This is a genomic window from Pectobacterium versatile, from assembly GCF_020166435.1.
GTDB lineage: Bacteria > Pseudomonadota > Gammaproteobacteria > Enterobacterales > Enterobacteriaceae > Pectobacterium > Pectobacterium versatile.
On the sequence record NZ_JAINZP010000003.1, the window covers coordinates 170,740 to 192,881 of the forward strand.

At 54.6% G+C, this 22,142-nt stretch carries 16 protein-coding genes, 1 pseudogene and 1 riboswitch; of the genes and pseudogenes, 15 read left to right on the forward strand and 2 right to left on the reverse strand.

Annotated elements, in window-relative coordinates; all coding sequences use genetic code 11:
• Positions 1-1,001: 1,001 nt before the first annotated feature.
• Together K7X24_RS05655 and K7X24_RS05660 are read left to right on the forward strand one after the other, a co-directional pair.
• Positions 1,002-5,024: a hypothetical protein gene (locus tag K7X24_RS05655; protein ID WP_224553553.1), complete on the forward strand. Its 4,023-nt coding sequence runs from the start codon at positions 1,002-1,004 to the stop codon at positions 5,022-5,024.
• A 489-nt stretch (positions 5,025-5,513) separates the two neighbouring features.
• A complete protein-coding gene (locus K7X24_RS05660; RefSeq protein WP_318013126.1) occupies positions 5,514-6,590 on the forward strand; it encodes a hypothetical protein in 1,077 nt (358 codons plus the stop codon).
• A gap of 291 nt (positions 6,591-6,881) precedes the next feature.
• On the opposite strand, the gene K7X24_RS05665 is transcribed toward K7X24_RS05660, so the two are convergent.
• A complete protein-coding gene (locus K7X24_RS05665) occupies positions 6,882-7,103 on the reverse strand; it encodes a hypothetical protein (RefSeq protein WP_224553557.1) in 222 nt (73 codons plus the stop codon).
• Here K7X24_RS05665 and K7X24_RS05670 point away from each other — a divergent pair.
• From K7X24_RS05670 to psiE, 13 genes and pseudogenes are all read left to right on the forward strand, one after another.
• Entirely contained in the window at positions 7,102-8,343 is a 1,242-nt protein-coding gene (locus K7X24_RS05670) for a hypothetical protein (protein WP_224553558.1), read from the forward strand. The two genes, K7X24_RS05665 and K7X24_RS05670, sit on opposite strands and share 2 nt — an antisense overlap.
• A 14-nt stretch (positions 8,344-8,357) precedes the next feature.
• Positions 8,358-8,486, forward strand: coding sequence for a hypothetical protein (locus K7X24_RS21975; RefSeq protein ID WP_263499239.1), 129 nt, complete (start codon positions 8,358-8,360; stop codon positions 8,484-8,486).
• A 4-nt stretch (positions 8,487-8,490) separates the two neighbouring features.
• Positions 8,491-8,676, forward strand: coding sequence for a hypothetical protein (locus K7X24_RS05675; protein ID WP_224553560.1), 186 nt, complete (start codon positions 8,491-8,493; stop codon positions 8,674-8,676).
• 280 nt (positions 8,677-8,956) lie between these two features.
• Complete coding sequence (locus K7X24_RS21980; protein ID WP_263499240.1) at positions 8,957-9,928, forward strand: hypothetical protein; 972 nt, start codon at positions 8,957-8,959, stop codon at positions 9,926-9,928.
• Positions 9,925-10,098, forward strand: a complete 174-nt coding sequence (locus K7X24_RS05690; RefSeq protein ID WP_224553567.1) for a hypothetical protein — start codon at positions 9,925-9,927, stop codon at positions 10,096-10,098. The genes K7X24_RS21980 and K7X24_RS05690 overlap by 4 nt, the downstream gene beginning before the upstream one ends.
• Before the next feature lie 4 nt (positions 10,099-10,102).
• Positions 10,103-12,589 (forward strand): pentapeptide repeat-containing protein, encoded by a 2,487-nt coding sequence (locus K7X24_RS05695; protein WP_224553569.1) that lies wholly within the window; start codon positions 10,103-10,105, stop codon positions 12,587-12,589.
• Between the two features lie 55 nt (positions 12,590-12,644).
• Entirely contained in the window at positions 12,645-17,753 is a 5,109-nt protein-coding gene (locus K7X24_RS05700; protein WP_224553570.1) for a type I polyketide synthase, read from the forward strand.
• A 177-nt stretch (positions 17,754-17,930) separates the two neighbouring features.
• On the forward strand, positions 17,931-18,221 hold the full coding sequence (locus K7X24_RS05705; RefSeq protein ID WP_224553572.1) for a transposase: 291 nt from the start codon (positions 17,931-17,933) through the stop codon (positions 18,219-18,221).
• A gap of 8 nt (positions 18,222-18,229) precedes the next feature.
• On the forward strand, positions 18,230-18,403 hold the full coding sequence (locus tag K7X24_RS05710) for a hypothetical protein (RefSeq protein WP_224553574.1): 174 nt from the start codon (positions 18,230-18,232) through the stop codon (positions 18,401-18,403).
• Positions 18,404-18,444: 41 nt separating this feature from the next.
• Positions 18,445-18,771: an IS3 family transposase gene (locus tag K7X24_RS05715; RefSeq protein ID WP_411961335.1), complete on the forward strand. Its 327-nt coding sequence runs from the start codon at positions 18,445-18,447 to the stop codon at positions 18,769-18,771.
• Positions 18,772-19,005: 234 nt separating this feature from the next.
• A riboswitch (TPP riboswitch) is annotated at positions 19,006-19,103 on the forward strand.
• A gap of 36 nt (positions 19,104-19,139) precedes the next feature.
• Positions 19,140-19,499 (forward strand): annotated as a pseudogene (locus K7X24_RS05720) (hydroxyethylthiazole kinase); the annotation flags it as partial.
• Entirely contained in the window at positions 19,499-20,302 is an 804-nt protein-coding gene (gene thiD / locus K7X24_RS05725) for a bifunctional hydroxymethylpyrimidine kinase/phosphomethylpyrimidine kinase (protein WP_224553576.1), read from the forward strand. The pseudogene K7X24_RS05720 and the gene thiD, both read left to right, overlap by 1 nt.
• A 153-nt stretch (positions 20,303-20,455) precedes the next feature.
• A complete protein-coding gene (gene psiE, locus K7X24_RS05730) occupies positions 20,456-20,863 on the forward strand; it encodes a phosphate-starvation-inducible protein PsiE (RefSeq protein ID WP_224553578.1) in 408 nt (135 codons plus the stop codon).
• Positions 20,864-20,891: 28 nt separating this feature from the next.
• Here the strand turns inward: psiE and yegS are convergent, their stop codons facing one another.
• On the reverse strand, positions 20,892-21,791 hold the full coding sequence (yegS, locus tag K7X24_RS05735; RefSeq protein ID WP_224553580.1) for a lipid kinase YegS: 900 nt from the start codon (positions 21,789-21,791) through the stop codon (positions 20,892-20,894).
• Between the last annotated feature and the right edge of the window lie 351 nt (positions 21,792-22,142).

Sequence of the window (22,142 nt, forward strand, 5' to 3'; positions counted from 1 at the left end):
CGATAACCCTCTAATGCTTTGTTTGACAAACCTTCCACAGAGTGTAGCTACATTATGCTAAGTCATTCAGCAATTTGTTATTTTGAACAGCCATGTACAATGAGATATAATTAGCCAGGATATTAATAACAAATTCATAAGATCGTTAATTATGTAATCTAATTCCTGTTTTTTTTGTCTGTTATATTGCTTTTTTTATGTCGATGCCTATTATTATTTTAGACTTGCCAAAAACGCCTCACAAAGAACATGCCGATATTATCGGTGAGTTGTAATTATTCCTGCTTAGTAATCTATTACTTACAATCGGGATTTAACGATTGTAATTGGTTGTTATACTGTTAGAATTAAAAAATGTGCTTTCATGCAAGATTGGAAAATGTTATGAAGCCTCCGTTGACAGTAAATGACTTTGAGATATCTCTCAAAATCATAGACATTCAAAACTGAATGTCTATGAAATAATTAGTTGTATCACGGCCGTTGGGGAGAGTGCGGTGCTTTGCGTCTGTAAAGTGATTTGCAGGATGAAAAACGTATTCACGGAAAAAATCTTATCAGATGCCTGATGAAATAGCCTGATCTGAAAGCCGAGAGTCAGACGCTCTGAAGGGATATAGCACATATATTGACGAAACAAAATGGATTGTGTTTGGTAATAGTTATAAGTCTTTATTCTATCTGAATAACCAGTTGGAATTAGGGTAATAGACTGAAAGAATAGTTTGTGATAAACGCTCTGAAAATAATGATAAAAAAATTGAAGCTAATGTAGAAATCGTGTTTGTCAGCAGAGAGTAAGTGCTGGCCGCTATATTCGATTCTATCGCGGTGTTTTATCATTGCGTTGAAACTATTGGACGCTGAGTTATTAAATACGGGGATTAAGAACGGCAGCGTAATTAGGTGGGAGTCATTTCAAGGACAAATTGACCAAGGCTGGAAGAATCACTGGATCGCGCTACCTATCGTATCGGCAACCGAGTCGGAGAGTATTTTTCATGGCAACACAAATTCTGCATTTCGATCTGGCGCAAGGACATTTGCGCACTAATTCCGCGACATTGAATGTAACGGTCGGCGAACACAGTTTCCCTCTGATACTGCACGATGAGCATAGTTTGGCTCGCGCAGCTGCCGACAATCCCGCCTTGGGTCTGGCGGTACGGCACGGGCAACACAGCATTAGCCACTACGCGGAAATTCCCAAAGCGTGTTTTTTGCCACACCATGTCACCTTGATCAAGGTGATGGGCGAAAAAAATGGACCTTTTCACTCTTCCTTGCCTGATCTCTGCCATCTCTCTTACCACATTCCCGACGCGCATTTGCGCCGTCATGCTCGGCGTCATGTTGCACGGCTTGCCGTACGCAATGCTGGCGTCGCTTTGCCCGGTAAGCTCAGCGCAATGGGCGTTGAAGCCCTGCACTTGACTCGGGAGTTGATTGACACAGCCGATCTGCTGGTGGACGCCAATGTCATGAAAACGCCATGGGATATGGCATGCAGCATCTTGTTTTCACATCCAGAACTGGCGAATAGCCAGGCTTATGCAGCCACCATCGTTATGAATGACCACATCGCTCCGCCTGCCGACATGGATCCTGCGCAGTACAATCGGGTCTACGAGCTGGCACTGTCGCTGTCGCGGCAGGGACCCGCGACAGCCGATGGTGGCTTTGCCCAATATAAACAGGTGGTTGATCCAGACGGCAGCAAGATGATTTATGAATTCGATTGGCTGGGAAAGGACGGGGAGGTGATTTTCCCCGCTGGCGATCCGGTCATGCAATACAACTTGTCCGTCGAGACCGAAAACGGCTGTGGTTCACCTGTGGCGAATGCGCTGAGCTCGTCGCGTAACGACCATCGCCTGCAGAACCAGAACTGGAGTGTTAGCCAGAGTCGTTCGGTGGACGTCAGCGAAGTGACGGAAGCATCACTCCGCTCCCGTCAGACCCCTGAGTTGCTCAAGGCTGGCAGCCGCTTGTGGACGGCGACGAACGCCACGCCCAATCACGGTCTTTCGGTCTATGCCGACAGCATCAGTTACAGTCCAGATCAGCAGGTCTTTTCAATCGATTTCAAGAATACCTATCTGCGTCAGCTCGGGGTGTTCATTCAGTTTTTCAAAGATAGCAACATGCAGCAACCGATCGACAACCCCAAGGTCAATGGTTCCTGGGCCTCTTATCTCCTGGGGAAAAACACCTTTGAAACGCCTTCGCAAAAAATGATCGATGTCCTGTGCGCTGTTAATACCATCATGGGTATCCCCATGCCCACAGATCCAACTAAATTTACCTTGCCTTGGCCTGGCGAAGCTCAGGCCGCCCGTTTCCTGTTCGGTGGCCTTGGCATCTCACGATGGGAAGAGCCCATCGTGTGGCCCGGAGTGATCATGACCAGCGTATTTCAGTACGCTATTCCTAGTCTGATGATGCTCGGCGGCGCCGTGGTGAGCAGCAGCCAGTGGTTCAAGAACTTCATTTCCGACCCTGAAGTTGTGGATATTTTGGTCGGTGTCGTTTTTCCGATGATTGCCGGTGGCACTATTGCCTCGGCTGCCCTGTTTAATACCAAAAAGGTGCTGTTTATAGTTGCTGACCTGATCGTCGGTATTTTGGCCAAGAAAGGTATGGAACAACTCGCGACCTATGTCACCCTGAATTTGGCCTCAGCCGCAGCTGCACAAGCCGTTCCTGTGGTCGGCTGGGGTATTCGCCTCGCCGCTTTGGCGATAGGCGCTGCACAGATTGCCGTAACGACTGGCCAGTTGTTCTCTACGCCAGCCACGCTGGAAGTGGATATCAAGCGTCAGATGACGCTGGACTTCACCTTGAATCCCGATCCGAAGCATGGTGAGGTAGGCAATCCATCAACAGCAATCTGGCCACCAATCGGTGCGACCTGTCAGGTGACGGTGGAGTACACCAACGGCACCTACTTTACGCAAACCCAAACCTTGCCAGCTACCAGCTCCGATACGCCACTGCTCTTCACTTTTGATAATATTGGCTGGGGCGGTACCTTGAAAATCAAGGCCAATGTCTACTCTGCCAATGGTTGGCTGGCCGGTGTCTATGCCAGCAGCTTGCTGGATGCCCAGCCGGACAGTGCTTCGAAGGGAGTCATGCGGGTGGAAGGCAATATCGAAGAGATGTTGGTGCCGCTCACGCAGGTTACCCAGTACGATTATAGCCAGCAGTTGTCCTTCAATGCCAAGGAACAGCGCCATGAATGGATAGTCGGATCTGTGCCGACCACTACGCTCTCCGGTGCTAACTGCAGCAATGTGGGCAAAAATGTCTGCAAGCTGGTGAATATCACCCTACTGGATTCAGACTACCAGGTGGGGTACTGCTATCAGGCGTCGGGACAGAACATACCTCTGGAAAACCCAGGAAGTTCCCCGAACAGTGGGCAGATGTATGTACTGCAGAACATTTCTACCCTGAGCAACGAGACCCTGAACCAGCGTCTTAAACAGTCTGAGACTGGTTTCACGGTGCAGCCACTGATTGCCTACAACACCTTTGGCACCGGTCCTAATGAGAAAAGCATCACGCCTTTAAACTTCATCATCGACTCGCGTTTTGGTACTTATCATCTACGCCAGGTCGATCTGCGCGACGGTAACCACACCTTTGGGCTGGTCAAGGCCAACGAATCCTGGGGCACTTTTACCATTCCTCATCTGGACGCCATGGTGGTGCATCCCAGTGGCTGCGTGATTGCCGTTAGTTGGAAGTACAGCAAGATGCAGATCTTGCCACTGGGCTCTGGGCCGGTATCCGATGATAAGGCGCCTGCTGCACAGATGGTATCGGGGCAGGGAGTGTTGCAGGGGTTAACACATGGCCCCATTGCACTGACCGTCACGCCGGATGGTCGGATACTGCTGCTGGAAACCGGCAATACACGAGTACAAGCTTTCGATACCAAAGGCAATCCGGTGCCCAGTTTCACCGGCCCGACTTTATTTACCCTGAGCACGGTCGACTTTCAGCCTTCTCTCGACGCGGGACGTTTTTCGGAAGGCCTGCAAGCCGTGTTTCGGAATAATGGCCTTACTTTCTTGTTTACGAACAGCGATTCTGCATTCCTGCGCGATCTGGATGCTGGTTTGCTGAACGAACGTATTATTGCCGTCTTTGCCGAAGAAGGTATCTACCTGTGCTACAACCAGATGCCGGATGGCGCGATCGACCCTGTTGGCAGTACCCGGATTAAGGTTATTGAGAAAGGACAGCGTTGGGAGGTCATCGACCCGCAGAAACCGGTGACCTATACCCTGACCTATGCAAAGCAGGGGGTCTCGGTCTACAACGATCTGAGCGATGTTGTGGTCAAGATCATCGGCGAAGGTGTCAAATGGGTAATCGAAGATCAGACCGGTGCCAAATCATATCTGTTAACCGTGGACAAGGATCGCCCAGAAAAAATCATCGTTGCTAATTATTTGTCGTACATGCCGTTGCATCAACCTGCGGGTATTACTTACCTGGATGTGGCGGTCGAATCCAAGGGATACATTTACGTGCTATCCCACCGTAACGACGGGATGTCACCGTCCGACTTCATTTTGGACATCTATGAACCGGATGGCCGCTATTTGGTGTCCTCGCCGGACCCAATGTTGGTCCAGGACCCTGCAAAACGCCAGTACCTTGCTGCTGCACGTTTGGTCGTTAACCAGTTCCGTACCCTGATTGCCCTGAACTATGGCCATTTCCAGGGGACGAATGGACGTACTGAACCGGTGGTCAGCCAATGGAATCCGACCACGCCGCTCTTCGATCTACCGATCGATACGTTGCCTAGTTTCCAGAGACATGACATGGCTCAGATCGGCCAGATGTTCGCTTCACATGGGCATTCACTAACGAATAAGGCTCGCATCGAAACGCTTAATGAGAGCGGTTATTTCATTGTAACTGACACGGCTACGCGCTACCCGGTCATTGCCACGATTGACAAGAACAACGAGCAGGTGATCTCCACCTACGGTTTTCCTGTCTGAAAGGAGCTACCTATGTCGTCATTAACCATAAGTCAGGCTTTGAACAGATATTGCTCAGCCTAGGTATTTCGCTCGTAGAGGTGACCCCAACTGCCACTTTACCAACCGGAACCCGTTGGGGTCAGTTAAGTCTGGATGAATAAAAAACGCTGGCCCCATCGAGTTCCTGACGCTGCTGGATAGTCAGACGCTGTTCATCCAGGGCAATGGTACCGATCCCGTTGTGCTGGGATACCTTGTGGCTAGACGATGGCGGACTGCTTCAGTGTGATGCCTCCGTTATCACAAATGTTCAACTTTTTACACAGGATACTTCTCATGAGTGACCTTAAGAGCGTTGCAGCAACCTTGGCCGAGTTGAGCCGTTCATCATATCATCTGACCGGTCTTGAAGCCCAGCCACCCTCCCTGAAAACCTCGGATTTCGCCGGGCCGGTACTCTTTTCCGATGATCCGGCCGTTTCGTCCGTGCCGCCAGCATTCTTTACCGTGAATACCCTCCAGGAGCTCAAAGCGCTGGGTGGTGTGCCCGACAGCCAATATGGTCCGGCCGGTATGGCAGAGCACCATCCTTTGCCTGACCCGTTCGATGCGCAACGTTTGGCTAAGGTGAGCGGGAACCATGCAGACCTGTGCAAGGCATTCCGTGCCTACATGTTCGGCAATTCACAGCGTGTCAGTGACTATCAGGATATTCTCAACGCCAAGCGTTTCCCCATGCAGGTGGCGTTATTCACGGGTAACAACCTCACCGTATCGCCCGGCAAACCGCTCATTGTTGAGGACAAGGAGGGGCATGGCAACCCAGTAGTCTTGGTTTACAGCACCATCACTGTCGAGCCGGGCGGACAAATCATTTACCGTACCAACGGCACGGTCAAAGCACAGAATATGAACGTCCAAGGCAGCTCCGGGAATAGCGCCATTGTTAATCAGGGCGGGGACGGCGGCCATGGTGCGTCTGGCAGCAGTGGTCGCAATGGTGGGAATGGTTGGCATGGTTCGAGTGGGCAAGACAATAAGAATTCCTGTGCCAGCGGCGCTTCGTCGGGTAGCAATGGCGCACCAGGAAGCGACGGGGGGCACGGGGGGGATGGATCAAAAGGGGGCAACGGCAATGATGTCAACATAGTAGTTGAGGAATTGAGCGGTAATGTCATTGCACGCTCGATCGGTGGCCAAGGGGGGGATGGTGGCTCCGGCCGCAATGGCGGCAATGGCGGCTATGGTGGCAGTGGTGGTGCATCCACCAGCCAGTGCGCTGCTGGTGATGGCGGCAATGGTGGTAAGGGTGGCAATGGCGGTAATGGTGGCGATGGCGGACAAGGTGGCAATGGCGGTAATGTCTATATCACCTATGAATCCGGCACGCCAGCGCTCAACGCTTCCGCAGTCGGTGGCACGGGAGGGCGCGGAGGAGAAGCAGGCGCTGGTGGCTCTGGGGGCGCTGGCGGGGCCGGCAGAACGAAAGGTAACTATGGCACCACTGGAAAGCAAGGCACGCCAGGCAAGGCCGGCGCGGCTGGTTTGGTTGGCAAGGTGTTTGTCAACGGCAGGCCACAGTAAATAGAGGCGTCGGCATGAGCATAGATAGTCTGACTCAGGGTCGCAACGGTAGCCGTGGGGCGAATGGTCAGAATAGGGCGAAACCCTTGTTTAGCAAGTGCGTATCTGCCACTGCCAGTCAAGGCCTCTTCCAATGTCGGTATGAGCGGGACAGGCAAGAGTGGCGGCGTTAGTGGCATAGGCAAGCGTGGCGGCGAGAACGTTGAAGGCACCTTCGCTTTGAATGGGCAGAATGGTGTGCCTGTGCGCAGTGCCACAGGCGACGCAGGGGGATGAGCGGTGCCGTGTCGCTTATCCACACTGGAGAATAAATGTATGGCGTCCACTCGGTTGTTTGCTGGTAAATGACGGTTTGCTGGGGCTTCGGCGCGATGGGTTACCACCCGCAGCGACGGCGTCTTCGCTCCCGTGGTACTGGCTGTCGATACCTTGCGGCTGGAAGCTAGCGGACTGCTGCAGTGTGATGCCTTCGTTATCACAAATGTTCAACTTTTTACACAGGATACTTCTCATGAGTGACCTTAAGAGCGTTGTAGCAACCTTGGCCGAGTTGAGCCGTTCATATCATCTGACCGGTCTTGAAGCCCAGCCACCCTCCCTGAAAACCTCGGATTTCGCCGGGCCTGTACTGTTTTCCAATGATCCGGTCGTTTCGTCCGTGCCGCCAGCATTCTTTACCGTGAATACCCTCCAGGAGCTCAAAGCGCTGGGTGGTGTACCCGACAGCCAATATGGTCCGGCCGGCATGGCAGAACACCATCCTTTGCCTGACCCGTTCGATGCGCAACGTTTGGTTAAGGTGAGCGGGAACCATGCAGACCTGTGCAAGGCATTCCGTGCCTACATGTTCGGCAATTCACAGCGTGTCAGTGACTATCAGGATATTCTCAACGCCAAGCGTTTCCCCATGCAGGTAGCGATATTCGTGGGTAACAACCTCACCGTATCGCCCGGCAAACCGCTCATTGTTGAGGACAAGGAGGGGCATGGCAACCCGGTAGTCGTGGTTTACGACTCCATCACTGTCGAGCCGGGCGGACAAATCATTTACCGTACCAACGGCATGGTCAAAGCACAGAATATGAACGTCCATGGTAGTTCCCAGTATGTCATCATGAATCAGGGCAAGGATGGCGTGTATGGCGTGTATGGCGCGAGTGGCGGCCATGGTGCGGAGGGGGCGAGTGGTACCCCTGGGGAGGAAAAGAAGCACACCTGCGTCACCAGTGCTACATCGGGTAGTGATGGCACGCCAGGGACACCTGGAGGGCACGGGTCGCATGGAGCAAATGGGGGCGGAGCCCATGATGTCAACATTTCGGTTGTGGAATTGAGTGGTAATATCACTGCATTCATGAGCGGTGGCAATGGGGGGCTTGGTGGCGCTGGTGGCAATGGCGGCAATGGCGGCAATGGTGGCAATGGTGGTGCACCCACCAGCAAGTGCGCTGCTGGTGATGGCGGCAATGGTGGTAATGGGGGCAATGGCGGTAATGGTGGCGATGGTGGAAAAGGTGGCAATAGCGGTAATTTCTATGTCACCTATGAGTCCGGCAATCCATCGTTCAAAGCTTCCGCAGTCGGCGGCTTGGGAGGGCGCGGAGGTAAAGCCGGCGTTGGTGGCACTGGTGGCAATGGCGGGACCGGCAAAAAGCCAGGTAACTATGGCATTGCTGGTAGGGCGGGCACGGGAGGCAACGGAGGCCAGGCAGGCGAGGCTGGCAAGATGTTTGTCAACAACAGGCAACAGTAAATGGAGGCGTCGACATGAGCATTGATATTCTGACTCAGGGTCGCAACGGTAGCCGTGGGGCGAATGGCCAGAATGGTATGCCTGTGCGCAGTGCCACAGGCGGGATGCGCGGTGCCGTGTCGCTTGTCCACACTGGAGAATAAATGTATGGCATCCACTCGGTTGTTTGCTGGGGCTTCGGCGCGATGGGTTACCACCCGCAGCGACGGCGTCTTCTTTCCCGTGGTGCTGGCTGTCGCCACCTTGCGGCTGGAAGATGGCGGACTGCTGCAGTGTGATGTCTCCGTTATCACACCTGTTCAACTTTTTACTCAGGATACTTTCCATGAGTGACCCTAAGAGCGTTGCAGCAACCGTGGCCGAGTTGAGCCGTTCATATCATCTGACCGGTCTAGAAGCCCAGCCACCCTCCCTGAAAACCTCGGATTTCGCCGGGCCGGTACTCTTTTCCGATGATCCGGCCGCTTCGTCCGTGCCGCCAGCATTCTTTACCGTGAATACCCTCCAGGAGCTCAAAGCGCTGGGTGGTGTGCCCGACAGCCAATATGGTCCGGCCGGTATGGCAGAGCACCATCCTTTGCCTGACCCGTTCGATGCGCAACGTTTGGCTAAGGTGAGCGGGAACCATGCAGACCTGTGCAAGGCATTCCGTGCCTACATGTTCGGCAATTCACAGCGTGTCAGTGACTATCAGGATATTCTCAACGCCAAGCGTTTCCCCATGCAGGTGGCGTTATTCGCGGGTAATAACCTCACCGTATCGCCCGGCAAGCCGCTGATTGTTGAGAGCCGTGGGGTGAATGGCGACCCGGTAGTCTTGGTTTACGACACCATCACTGTCGAGCCGGGCGGAGAAATCATTTACCGTACCAACGGCACGGTCAAAGCACAGAATATGATCGTCCATGGCCGCTCCAAGAATAATCTCAACAATCATGGCGGGTTTGGTGGCCTTGGCAGCTATGGCGGGAATGGTGCCAATGGTGGGGCGGGGGTGAAGGGTTCCCCTGGGAAAGACAATAAGAGCTACTGTGCCAGCGGTGCTACATCGGGTAGTGATGGCGCGCGAGGGACCAGCGGGGGGCACGGGGGGAATGGAGCAGAAGGGGGCGACACCCATGATGTAAACATTTCGGTTGTGGAATTGAGTGGTGAAGTCAGTGTATCCACAATCGGTGGCGATGGGGGTGGTGGTGGTGGTGGTGGCTATGGCGGCCATGGCGGCGATGGTGGCAATGGTGGTGCATCCACCAGCGAGTGCCCTGCCGGTGCTGGCGGCAATGGCGGCAATGGCGGTGACAGTGGCAATGGTGGTAACGGTGGTAACGGTGGCAATGGCGGTAATATCTACATCACCTATGAGTACGGCAATCCATCGTTCAACGTTTTCGCAGTCGGCGGCAAGGGGGGCTGGGGAGGCGTATCTGGCGCTCGTGGCACTGGTGGTACTGGCGGGACCGGCAGAACGAAAGGTAGCAATGGCATTACTGGTAATTGGGGTACGGATGGCAACGGAGGCCAGGCAGGCAAGGCTGGCAAGGTGTTTGTCAACGGCATACCAGTGAGAATGGAGGCGTCGACATGAGCATAGATAGTCTGATTCAGGGTCGCAGCGGTAGCAGTAGGGCCAACGGCGCCGATGCGGGTAACGGCAGCAATGGTGCGAATGGCCAGAATGGTATGCCTGTGCGCAGTGCCACAGGCGGCGCAGGGGGTATGCGCGGTGCCGTGTCGGTTGTCCACACTGGAGGATAAATGTATGGGGTCCATTTGGTCGTTTGCAGGTAAATGGCAGTTTGCTACGGCTTCGGAGCAATGGGTTACCACCCGCAGCGACGGTGTCTTGATTCTGTCATCCAACATGGAAGATGCTTCGATGCAATGGCTTAATGCCTACGCTGAGACGTCAGGTGGTCCTCTGTGGTTACAGGGGACCAATGGGCTTTATGTGTCGAACAGCAGTGCTACACCGCAGGCTAATCAGACACGAGGCGCATCTGCGGTGGCACAGATCTCTCTTGAGACAAACGACTCGGGCGCTTTTCGCTTGCGACGACTCGGGACCACGGCGGACAGCTATCTGAGCGCTGCCGGTAACACTTTGCAGTGGGTTCCTGTATCGACATCGCCGTCGGCTTCGACGTTGTTCACTCGTGTTGAGATCACGCCAGCGTTGACGGTGATCCAGAGATTCGGTGCCATGGGCGGGAATCTTCGCCATGCCTGGCTTTCTGAAGAAAATCTTAACAAGTGTGCCCTGATGGCCGCCGATCTGTCCGATGCCAACCTGCAAGGTGCCACGCTTGCTGGCGCTAAGCTTGCTGGTGCCACGGTGAACCGTACCCTGTTTGTCGGGTGCGACCTTGGTAAGACAGACATGGGCGGTATTAGTGGAACGAAAGCCCGTTTCGACGCTGTGACATTGGGCGGTGGTACATCCCTGATGGCAGCCAATTTGCCAGAAGCGGTATTTCGCGGCTGTAATGCGGTGGGCTCGGCTGTAATGACCGGTCTTGAGGCTCTCGGCGCCGACTTTTCCGGTGCCTCCTTACCGCGCGTTATATTGAACGATGCCAAATTGCGCGGAGCGAACCTGGTCAATGTCAACCTGGAGGGCGCGAGTCTTGCGGCTGTGGATTTAAGCAGGGCGAGCATGACGCGCGTCAACCTGCAGAAGACCACCTTGCAAAGCGCGATCTTTGTTGGTGCAACGCTGGTCGAAACCCGTTTTGACGGCGCGGACATCAATTATTGTAATTTTGCGCAGGCCGATTTGACCAATGCGCTACTATCCAAGGTGACCGGAGCGTCATCTCTGAACCTGAGTGACAGTGTTTTGATGGCCGCCAATCTGAGCGGTCTGGATCTACGCGATGCGATCATTACCGCTAATACCAACTTCACTAAGAGTGTGATGGATGAGGTTAACCTGCACGGCAAGGCGCTTGATGGCGTGGTGTTTTACGGCGCGTCGCTGAAAAGAGCCCTGCTGGACAACACCTCGTTGAGCAACGCCGTACTGGTTGACGCCGACCTGAGCGGGGCGACGCTTACTGGCAATATTTCCCTGGTCGGAGCAAATCTGTCGAATGCTAGTCTGGCGTATGCCGACTTGACCGGTGCCCAGTTTGGTGCGCTGTCTACGCGCGCATCGCTAGAGCGTCATCATGCCGATGCTCTGGATCAAGCAACATTGCTGGTTGAGTTTGGCGATGTGTGTGCCCAAGGGCGTGTCGTATTGTATGGAGCGCCGCGCGTTACTGTACGCCAGTCGGGGGAGGAGTGGCTGATCGAGCATGGTGGACCGCCATTGTTTGTCCGTCGTGAAGCGGAGCGTTTGGTGATCCAGCAGGCCGATGCTCGAGATGCGGCTATTCTGGCTAATGTCTTCATGCCCGACGCCATCCTGACTAATGCCAATCTTTATGCAGTAGACATGTCTGGTGTGCATTGGTACGGCAGTACCGCCCGCGCCGACAATGCCAATCTCGAGCAGGCCAATCTGTCCAGCGCCAATCTAGCCACGATGGACTTCACCCAGGCTCGGTTGTATGGTGCCAATCTCTCCTATGCCAATTTGGTCAATACCGTATTTCGCAAGGCCCGGTTGTCTCCTACCCAAGGGCTGAAGCCCTCTTCGTTAGCTTTCGCGTCCATGCAGGGGGCAGATTTTGGTGAAGCACAGCTCGGCGGTGCCAACCTGACCAATGCCGCAGTATCACTGGATCTCAGCGTGGCGGGTCAAACTCTGGTCGGTACACCGCTCTTTACCCTGGACAGCAACCTGTGTACGACATTGAATGCTGCCGTGGTATCTGCAGCGCTGCGCCAGGCGTTTGTCGACAGAGGCTACCCGTTGCTGGGCAATGCCACCATCACCGTGAAGCAAAACAATACCAGTTGGCTGATCGCTAATGCCCCTCCGAGCAATGACCTGAGTTACCGCGGCTACTTGCAGTTCATCATTTTGGCAGAGGAGCAGCTTGGCAGCAACGCCTTGCAGGTCTATGGCGGTGCTTCCTTGCGCATCGTGCGCACTGCAGCCGGTAATACCCTGGAACCGGTGGTGATCACCTTTGGGGCAACGGCGCAACTGCGAAGTGCCATGAATGACAGTACTACGTGCCCGAGCGGTTTGCGCTATGCCATGCACAACAGCGGTACCACCTATGTCGACTTGATGACCAGTGGCTTGCCGCCACATCCACCTAAGTGCATACCGTCGCCGACCACGTGGTGCACCTGATTCGGGCAAGAGCGAGTCCCTCTATTTATCTCACTCTAGTCCGAGGAGCCATACCATGACCGAACGCCACGAATCTTGCCTAAACATGTCCATTGCCATCATTGGTATGGGATGCCGCTTCCCCGGTGGTGCCAACTCCCCCGAGCGATACTGGCAGTTGTTAATGAGCGGGACTGACCCTATAACGCCTATCCCGCCTGTACGGTGGTCCAGTGAGGCATACAGCGCCAGAGATCGTAATCTTCCTGGGCGCTCGGTCGCCAAGGAGGGGGGATTCCTCGATGATGTGGCGGGATTTGATCCGGGGATGTTCGGCATCAGTAGTAGCGAAGCGGCGTTCATCGATCCCCAACACCGCCTGATGCTGCAAACAAGCCGGGAGGCATTGGAAAGTGCCAGAATCGTGCCGTCCAGTCTGGCTGGCAGTGCGACCGGGGTATATGTAGGAGCCTTTACCCACGACTACCTGCATATGCAACTTACCGATTTGCGTGAGGCATCGGGATACACCTCCACCGGAGCGATGGGGACCATGGCATCCAGCCGCGTATCGTATGCCTTTGACTTGCGCGGACCGTCCATGACGCTGGATACGGCCTGCTCCTCCTCCTTGCTGGCCGTTCATCTGGCATGTGAGAGTCTGCGCCGAGGCGAGAGCCATCTAGCCCTGGCTGGGGGCTGCCAGTTGATGCTGATCCCCGATTTTTGTGTTGCGGAAAGCCGCACTGGGTTTCTGTCGTTGAGTAATCGCTGTCACAGTTTTTCGGCAGCAGCGGATGGCTATGTGCGCAGTGAAGGGATCGGAGTGGTGGTCCTCAAACCCTTGGTGGCTGCACTGCGTGACGGTAATCCTGTATTGGCCGTCATTCGTGGAAGCGCCTCCAATCAGGATGGCCGCACGCCTACCATTACCCAGCCCAACGTGCATGCCCAGCAAGCGGTGATTCGTGCCGCGTGCGACAATGCCGGTATTGCTGCGTCTGAATTGGATTATGTCGAGGCGCATGGCACCGGAACACCGGTTGGCGATCCGATTGAAGCTGAAGCGATCGGCACAGTGTGCCGCAAAGAGGACGGCAGCAACCGGGTTTTGCTGGTGGGATCATGCAAATCGGTCATTGGGCACACTGAAGCGGCGGCAGGAATTGCCGGTCTGATCAAAACGGTGTTGTGTCTGCAGCATCGGCGAGTGCCGGGCAATCTGCATTCACTGCCCCCTAATCCTAATATCGCGTTCGACGACTTGTCACTCAAGGTGCCCGACCAACCCGAGCCTTTGCCTGTCGGTCGTTGTCTGGCCGGTGTCAATTCATTCGGCTTTGGTGGCACCAACGTACATGTGGTATTGGAAACTGCACCGCCTGCTATGCCCGTAGACTATGTCAGCCCTGTTGCTGGCCGGGCTGGGATCTTGCCCCTGACCGCCCACTCGCCCGAGTCGCTTAAGCAACTCGGAGAACAGCTTGCTGGTGTGCTGGAGCGACCTGGTGTGACACCGCAGGACATGGCATACAGCTGTGCACTGACCCGCGATAGATTGCCCTTGCGCAAAGGGATCGCCTTTACCTCACGCGATGATTTACTTGCCAAACTGCACCATGTGACGCCATGCAGTGCTGGAGCGCAGATGGGGCGGTTGGCCTGGGTGTTCCCTGGGCTGGGAACCACCCATTGGGCCATGGCAGTCGCTACGCTGGAGAAGGAATCGGTCTTTGCCGAAACCTTCGGGCGTTGCGCGGCTCTGTGGCGGTCTCTGTCCGGCGAGTCATTGTATGCCTTGCTGCAGGCCCCGGGGGAGGTCCGGAGCCAGGTTGTACAATTCAGTGTTCAGGTGGCACTGGCGAAGCAGTGGCAAGCATGGGGAATCCAGCCTGCTGCTGTACTGGGGCACAGCGCTGGCGAAGTTGCCGCCTTTCATCTGGCTGGCGTTTACGACCTTGAGCAATCGATAAGTTTGCTGTACTGGCGTTGTAGGGTGCTTGATAGCGTCGCTACAGATGGCGGAATGTTAGTCGTCGCTGCAGGGCGTGAACAGATCGGAGAGATTCTGGCGCAGCATCCGGCGGGTTGTGCAGTTGGCATTGCTGGAAGCAACGGACCGCGTAGTTGCGTATTGTCAGGAGGATCTGATGCCTTGCGTACTCTGGCCGGGGTCCTTAAACAGCATCGATTGGCCAGTCGCCCCATTTCTGGAAGGCTGGCCTTTCATTCGACTCAGTTGGAAGGAATACGCCATGCATTGACGGAGGACGCTGAGCGACTGTCGGCATCGCTTCCGTCGCTGCCGCTGTTTTCATCGGTTAGCGGCACCGCTATCGAGCAGGCTGTGGGCGGCAAATACTGGGCCGCTAATCTGATCGATCCCTTCCAGTTTGACCGTGCGCTGGACGTGTTGCTGAGGGCGGGCTATCACCACGTGTTGGAGGTATCGCCAACAAGCGTACTGTCTGGGGTGCTTACTAAGGCTGTGCAGCCATACCGCGGCAAGGTATTTGCCTGTCGGGCAGGGAAAGACTGGAACGATGTGCTTGGCGAGCTGTTTGATGCTGGTCACGAGCCGGATTGGCACGCGTTGTTTCCCGGTGCGCAGTATATCGACCTGCCAAGTTACCCATGGAATTCCACGCCGCACTGGCGAGAACCTTCGAGCAGTCGTGAACGGCGGCTTCGTCCCCGCGCTGGGGCCTTGTTGGGAGAGAAGCTCAAAGGCGCTGGAGATGCTTGGGAGTCGGAGGTGATTCCCGAGCAGCATCCTTGGTTGGCGGACCATAAAGTGTTGGATGAAATCATGTTTCCCGCGGCAGGATATCTGGAAATGATTCTGGCTGCGGCTCGTGAAGTGTTTACGGTAGGAGAAATTCAGGTTCGGTCGCTGGAATTGACCTATGCCCTGACGCTAGAACCAAGACAGGCCTGCCGCTTTCAAACCTTCCTAAATAGGGCTACCGGGGACGTGCAGATTCACGCCACGAAAACAGGGGGAGAACCCCTGTATCAGATAGTAGCTCGCGCTAGCTTGTGTAGTATTCCGGCAGGCATACAGGCTGTCATGTCGTATGCAGATCAAAATGCGGTAGGCGTGCGCTATCCCATCCAGTTGCTGAGGGCCTCGCTGTATGACGCTTTCGCCATGATGCGATATAGCTATGGCCCGACTTTCCAAACGTTGCGTGAGGCATATGTTGGGGATCAGGAAGTGGTGTGCCATCTTGATCTACCCGATCCCCCCGAGGGGATGGTGTTCCACCCCGCAGCCCTTGATGGTGTATTTCAATGCGTGCTGGTGTGTGATGCTCCAGGGACAACCGAGCTGCTTCCGGCAAGCCAATTCACAATACCAGTGAGCGTAAGTTGTGTGCACCTTTTTGGCGTATTGCGTGGACCCGTCACGGTATATGCCACCAAGAAACGGGTAGGGAACGGTGAATGGCAAGGATGGATGTCGGTCTACTCGGCTGGCGGCGACCTGCTCTGTCGTGTTGATGCTTTCCGCGTTCGGCTGGCTGGCTCTTTGCAGCGCGAGATCTCCACCCTTAAGACGTGTCGTCTGGAATGGGTGGCGGTACCTGCCATCACCCAGTCAGCAGGCATACGCCATTGGGCAATTGTGGGGAATGGCGAGTGGACGAGGGCATTGGCCGCAGAGCTGGATCGCCGGGCTACCCAAGTGTGCCAGATGAAATTTCCTCAGACCACTGATGGCGTGATGCAGTTGGTAGAGCAAATTCCAGTGGAAACTGAGGCCATCTTACTTGTGCCGCCTCAGCCAATCTCGCAGGACGTTACTCATCAACTCATCCGGCTGTGCCAGTTGCTGGCGGTGCGTCCTGATGTGCCGCGGCTCTGGGTCATGACACGTAATCTCTACTCGCCTTCTGGGGGCAACCCGGAGAGCGATCTTAGGGGGGCGGGACTATGGGGGATGTTGCGGGTCATCGGTCAGCAGGAAGCGCCCGGCCTTTGGGGAGGGGCAGTGGATGTCGATGATGCTAGCACTGTTTCCAGTCTCTGGGATGCGATTTTGTGTGATGACGGAGAGGACCAGATCGTGCTGCGAGATGCAGAGCGTTATGTAGCACGCCTTCGTGAGGTTGAGGAGGAAGGCTGTCGATTGCCGCCGTCATTTCGCTGCGATGGTGCCTATGTTATCACCGGTGCTTTGGGGGATATCGGCTCGGTCGTGACAAGATGGATGGTGGAACGTGGAGCGCGTCATTTGTTGCTCTTGGGGCGAAGGCCGGTGCTGGGAGCCGAGGATGAGGCACGGTTGTCGACGCTTAGGGCTCTCGGGGCCGAGATGGTGTACCTGAGTGTCGATCTGGCCGATGCCTCTGCTACCGAGGCTGCCCTAAGGCAATATCGTCAGGCTTCGGGGTTGCCGCTCCTAGGGTTAATGCATTGTGCTGCGTATGTTGAAGACCAGCGCTTACCGGAGCTCGATCCTGCGGTGTTTGACCAAGTGTTTGCTGCTAAGGCACAGTCGGCATGGACCTTGCACAGTGCCATGCTCAATGATCCGCTTGAACACTTCGTCCTCTTTTCTTCGCTTGGATCTTTGGTTGCGTTGCCTGGGATGGCGGCCTACGCTGCGGCTAATTCTGCGCTGGATCATCTGGCGCTCTGGCGTCGTCGGCAAGGTTTACCAGCGCTGGCCTTGAACTGGGGGCCTTGGAACACCGGCATTGCCCAGCGCGATGCCAGAACGTTGCCAGTTCTGGCGGGATACGGCCTTTTGCCCTTGACTGCCCAGGTTGCACTGAATGCCCTTGAGCATCATTTTTCTGCCCCGGACGGGCAGAGACTGCTCTTTGGCGCTGACTGGATGAAGATGCAAGCCAGCACCTTGCATGAGCTGCCATTGCTGCGCGGAATCTGGCTGCGGCGGGGTATAGCAAGGAGTGAAGATACGTCTATTGCGCCGGTTGGCAATGTCGACGATGTGATCGTGCTGTTGCGCCGACTCTGTGCACGTGTGCTTGATGTACCCGAGGACAGCATTGCTCCAGATCTCCCTTTGGCCGAGAGTGGAATCGATTCGCTCAACAGCCTGATGATCGTACACGAGATCAACCAGAGCCTGCACGTCGAGGTGTCGCTAGACGAGGTACTAAGCGTGCAATCCCTATCAGAGCTTGCCGTGAAAGTCTTATATCGGATGGCCTGAACTAAATAGTTGTCCTGAACTGTATAGTACTTGGAGAGAAACCAGAGTTGAGCGATCTTAATCGCCGAATATCCTAAATCATCAGCCGGGTCGAGCGAAGCAGAGCACTAAACCCTGATCTGTCCTTGATTTAGTGCCCACCTTGTTTTCAAATCAGTCAACGAAAGCGAGGTCACTATGACGAGACAACAATATACCCCAGAGTTCAAGCGCAGGGCTGTAGCGTTAATGCTCGAAAGCGGGAAGTCTGTTGCCCGTATGGCTCAGGAGCTTGATATCAAAGAAAACACACTCTACAACTGGAAAAAACGCTATCAGGATAAGGCGGAGGCGGCTTTCTCCAACACGTCGCAGCTTTCAGAACAGGAACTGGAGATTCGCCGTCTTAAAGCCAAAATCGCTGAACTGGAAGAGGATAAGCTCATCTTGAAAAAAGCGGCGGCGTTCTTTGCGTGGGAAAGCCGCTAAGATACGCCATGGTCACTCCGTTATCGGCTTTCCATGAAGTGAAGCGAGTTTGCCTGTTGCTCAATGTCAGCAGGCGGGGTTACCAGTCATGGCGCAACCGCCCTCCCAGCCAACGACAGTTGGCTGACGACATCCTGAGCCGGAGGCTGATTCAGTTGCATCACGACAGCCGGGGAACTTAAGCAACAGACTGAAAACTCAGGTTGTGATTGACGTACTGGAGATGGCGATAAAACAGCGAAAGCCGACAAGGCTGGTGATAGCGCATTCGGACAGAGGGAGTCAATATGCGAGCCATCGATATCGGGATGTACTGAAAGAGAACGGTTTACGCTGTTCAATGAGCGGAAAGGGGAGCTGTTACGACAATGCGGTAATGGAAAGCTTCTATCACACGCTGAAAACGGAGTTGATGCGGGGAAAAGCGTTTTTCAGCAGAGAAGGGGCGATGAACGCCATATTTGATTATATCGAAGTGTTTTACAATCGCCGTCGCAAACATTCGACACTGGGTTATCAAACTCCGGTGGATTATGAAATGGCAGCATAATTAGGTGGGAATAATTTCAGGGACAGATCAATCTGCTGTCCGTGAATAAATCGAACAAAATTCTTAACTCTGTTTAAACAGTTTTTTATGCATAAAGCTGACCGATAAGTCAATTTTACGCCGGTATTGAACAAAGGGAAGAGGTCATACAGCGTGAAGAAGCGATAACCGGAAGGGCGGGCTTGCATCAGCAAACTACTTCCCCTAATCTGGCAAAAATTAGAGATAAACAATCTACATGACTCGGGGTGCCCTTCTTCGTTGAAGGCTGAGAAATACCCGTACCACCTGATCTGGATAATGCCAGCGTAGGGAAGTCACGGTATGCCCACCGGTAGCCGCCTTCTTCCACGCCGGTTGGGAGATTTATGAACACGCGACCCGCCGACTTTTCTGCCGCTCAGGCAGCAACATCACTAACCCAATTTCGTTCTGCCTTGTTGCTGGTGCACTGTTTGACCAACGATGTGGTGCAATCTTTTACCGCTAATGTGCTGCTGGCGCTGAATGCGTCGCCAGCAATGGTGGTCGATCCCGAAGAAGCCGCGCAGTTCAGCGCGGTGGCTGATGCGCTGCTGATTAATGTCGGGACGCTGGAACGTACGCGTGCCGAGGCGATGCGGGCGGCGATAAACAGCGCACATCAGGCGGGTACGCCGTGGGTGCTCGATCCGGTTGCCGTTGGTGGGTTGACCTTTCGGAGTGAATTTTGTCGGGAATTGCTGGCATGAAGCGTATTAATGCGTTGACGATTGCGGGCACCGATCCGAGCGGTGGTGCGGGAATTCAGGCGGATTTAAAAGCGTTTTCTGCGCTGGGTGCTTACGGCACGTCGGTCATTACCGCGCTGGTGGCGCAAAATACGCGTGGCGTGCAGTCCGTCTACCAGATTGAACCAGATTTTGTCGCAGCGCAGCTGGATTCCGTGCTGAGTGATGTGCGTATCGACAGCGCCAAGATTGGCATGCTGGCGCAGACCGATATTGTCGAAGCCGTTGCCGAGCGCCTGCGCCATTACGCCGTGCCTTTCGTGGTATTGGACACCGTGATGCTGGCGAAAAGTGGCGATCCGCTATTAGCTCCCGAGGCGGTGGAATCGATCCGTCGTGAGCTGTTGCCGCTGGTTTCCCTGATTACGCCGAACCTGCCGGAGGCCGCCGCGCTGCTGAATACGTCATCGGCCACCAATGAACGGGAAATGCGTGAGCAAGGGGAAGCGCTGCTGGCGATGGGTTGTCAGGCGGTGCTGATGAAAGGCGGTCACCTCAGTGAAGCGGAAAGCCCAGACTGGCTGTTCAGCCGGCAGGCCGAACCACAGCGCTTTAGTTCCCCGCGCGTGAATACACGCCATACACACGGCACCGGCTGCACGCTGTCTGCCGCGCTGGCGGCGCTGCGGCCGCGTCACGATGGTTGGGGAGAGACGGTCAAGGTAGCGAAGGACTATTTACAGCAGGCGTTACAGCAGGCCGACACGCTAGAGGTCGGGCACGGAATCGGCCCTGTTCATCATTTCCACCGCTGGTGGTAACACCATAAATAAATTGACTTGTACTTTGCGTGACATATTTGCCAGTAATTTCAAATTAAATTAAGCGTATTCGGCATAGACAGTACGCGGTTCGTCCGGTTATTTTGCTGTGAAATCTTGGCGTTAATGTGTAATCGGGTGTGGGGATAAAATATGGCAGGTTCTGCTCGCAGTGTGATGGCTGCCAAGGCGCTTCAGACGATACTCAATATCGGCCTGCTGGCGCTGGCGACCATTCTAGTGATTTTTTTAGTCAAGGAAACGTTTCATCTGGCGAAAGTGTTGCTGATCTCCAACGAAAAAGATTCCTCCTATCAGTTGATAGAAGGCATTGTGATCTATTTCCTGTATTTTGAGTTCATTGCGCTGATCGTGAAGTATTTCCAGTCCGGCTATCACTTCCCGCTACGCTATTTTATCTACATCGGCATCACGGCCATCATTCGCCTGATTATTGTCGATCACAAAAGCCCGTCGGATACGCTGGTGTATTCCGCGGCGATCCTGCTGCTGGTAGTGACGCTGTACCTGGCAAACAGTAATCGCCTGAAGCGGGAATAGTAGAAACAGGAATAGTCGAAACGCGCCGCTATTCCAGCAGCGAGCACTGGGGCGGCAGCCGGCAGTGAATCGCAGCGGGAAGCACCTCGATATGGAAACGTTTGGCGGTGAGTGGTTCGCCGTCCAGATTAAACGTCATATCATCTGGGGCGGTGATCTCCAGCCAGGGCAGGGTAGCGGAAATCATGTTCTGGTTTTCGCTGCCGGTAAACCAGGCTTGAAGCATATTCGGCAGCAGCTCTGTTGCTGACAGTACGCTCAGCTCCAGCAGCCCATCGTTAATTAGCGCTTCTGGGCAAAGCTGCTGCCCGCCGCCAGCCTGACGACCATTACCCACCGCGACAACCAGCGTATCCCCCGACCAGTGAAAATCCGGTCCGCGAATCTCACAGCGCTCGGCTTGCAGCATATCCATGCGAAAGAGCGCGTGCAGCACGTATGAGGCACTCCCGAGTGCGGCCTTCATCTTGGCCGGTGTCTCGGTGGTGATGCGCGTGGCAAATCCGCCCGTCGCCATGTTGATGAAGTAATGGCTATCGTTCACCTTGGCGATATCAATCGCGGTGGCGCGGCCTTTTATAGCCAGCGTTAGTGCGTTGTGCATCTCCATTGGAATCTGACAGCTGGTGGCGAAATCGTTGGCTGTACCCAGCGGCACAATTCCCAGACACGGACGCACCGCTTCCGGCTGTACCGCTAATGCGGCGGCAACTTCATTGACGGTACCGTCTCCGCCAGCGGCGATCACGTTATCCGCGTTGAGCTGAATCGCCTCTTCCACATAGCGTTTGGCGTCGCCGTATTCCCAAGTCACGCGGACATGCAGCGTATAGCCGTCCTTGCGTAGCTCACCAATGGCCTCGCGAAGTTCTTCATTACCCGCGCTTTTCCCATTCAGAATCAGCAGCGTCACCGGATTTTTTTCCATGGCCTATTTCTCCTAAGCAGGATAGTGGAATTAATAATAGTCACTAAATCGGTAGGTAGAAATCAGAAGAGTCAGGGAATGTTTGCGGTATGGAAATAGGGGGGCGTGAGAAAAAGAAAAGCCAGCTCAAGGGAGATTGAGCTGGCCAAGGAGGTGGTTCCTAGTAGTATCACTACGCTTATTTTTCGTTCTATGTTTTCTCAGCGATGCAATACTAACCACAAGACCAGCTAATTGATGTGATCTGTTTCTAATATTCGTTAAAAAACCCTGAGCTTTGTAACGATACCTTCGGGCGGCTGACGTACTGATTCGCGGTTGGGGAAGGTTGATAAGGGGGGAGCATACTGC

Bases quoted from the DNA above. Each gene is read 5' to 3' on its own strand.
- yegS (WP_224553580.1), bottom strand. From the start codon at position 21,791: ATGGAAAAAAATCCGGTGACGCTGCTGATTCTGAATGGGAAAAGCGCG.
- K7X24_RS21975 (WP_263499239.1), top strand. From the start codon at position 8,358: ATGAGCATTGATATTCTGACTCAGGGTCGCAACGGTAGCCGTGGGGCG.
- K7X24_RS05700 (WP_224553570.1), top strand. From the start codon at position 12,645: ATGACCGAACGCCACGAATCTTGCCTAAACATGTCCATTGCCATCATT.
- thiD (WP_224553576.1), top strand. From the start codon at position 19,499: ATGAAGCGTATTAATGCGTTGACGATTGCGGGCACCGATCCGAGCGGT.
- K7X24_RS05665 (WP_224553557.1), bottom strand. From the start codon at position 7,103: ATGAGAAGTATCCTGTGTAAAAAGTTGAACATTTGTGATAACGAAGGC.
- K7X24_RS05690 (WP_224553567.1), top strand. From the start codon at position 9,925: ATGAGCATAGATAGTCTGATTCAGGGTCGCAGCGGTAGCAGTAGGGCC.
- K7X24_RS05675 (WP_224553560.1), top strand. From the start codon at position 8,491: ATGGCATCCACTCGGTTGTTTGCTGGGGCTTCGGCGCGATGGGTTACC.
- psiE (WP_224553578.1), top strand. From the start codon at position 20,456: ATGGCAGGTTCTGCTCGCAGTGTGATGGCTGCCAAGGCGCTTCAGACG.
- K7X24_RS05670 (WP_224553558.1), top strand. From the start codon at position 7,102: ATGAGTGACCTTAAGAGCGTTGTAGCAACCTTGGCCGAGTTGAGCCGT.
- K7X24_RS05705 (WP_224553572.1), top strand. From the start codon at position 17,931: ATGACGAGACAACAATATACCCCAGAGTTCAAGCGCAGGGCTGTAGCG.
- K7X24_RS05695 (WP_224553569.1), top strand. From the start codon at position 10,103: ATGGGGTCCATTTGGTCGTTTGCAGGTAAATGGCAGTTTGCTACGGCT.
- K7X24_RS05715 (WP_411961335.1), top strand. From the start codon at position 18,445: ATGGCGATAAAACAGCGAAAGCCGACAAGGCTGGTGATAGCGCATTCG.
- K7X24_RS05710 (WP_224553574.1), top strand. From the start codon at position 18,230: ATGGTCACTCCGTTATCGGCTTTCCATGAAGTGAAGCGAGTTTGCCTG.
- K7X24_RS05655 (WP_224553553.1), top strand. From the start codon at position 1,002: ATGGCAACACAAATTCTGCATTTCGATCTGGCGCAAGGACATTTGCGC.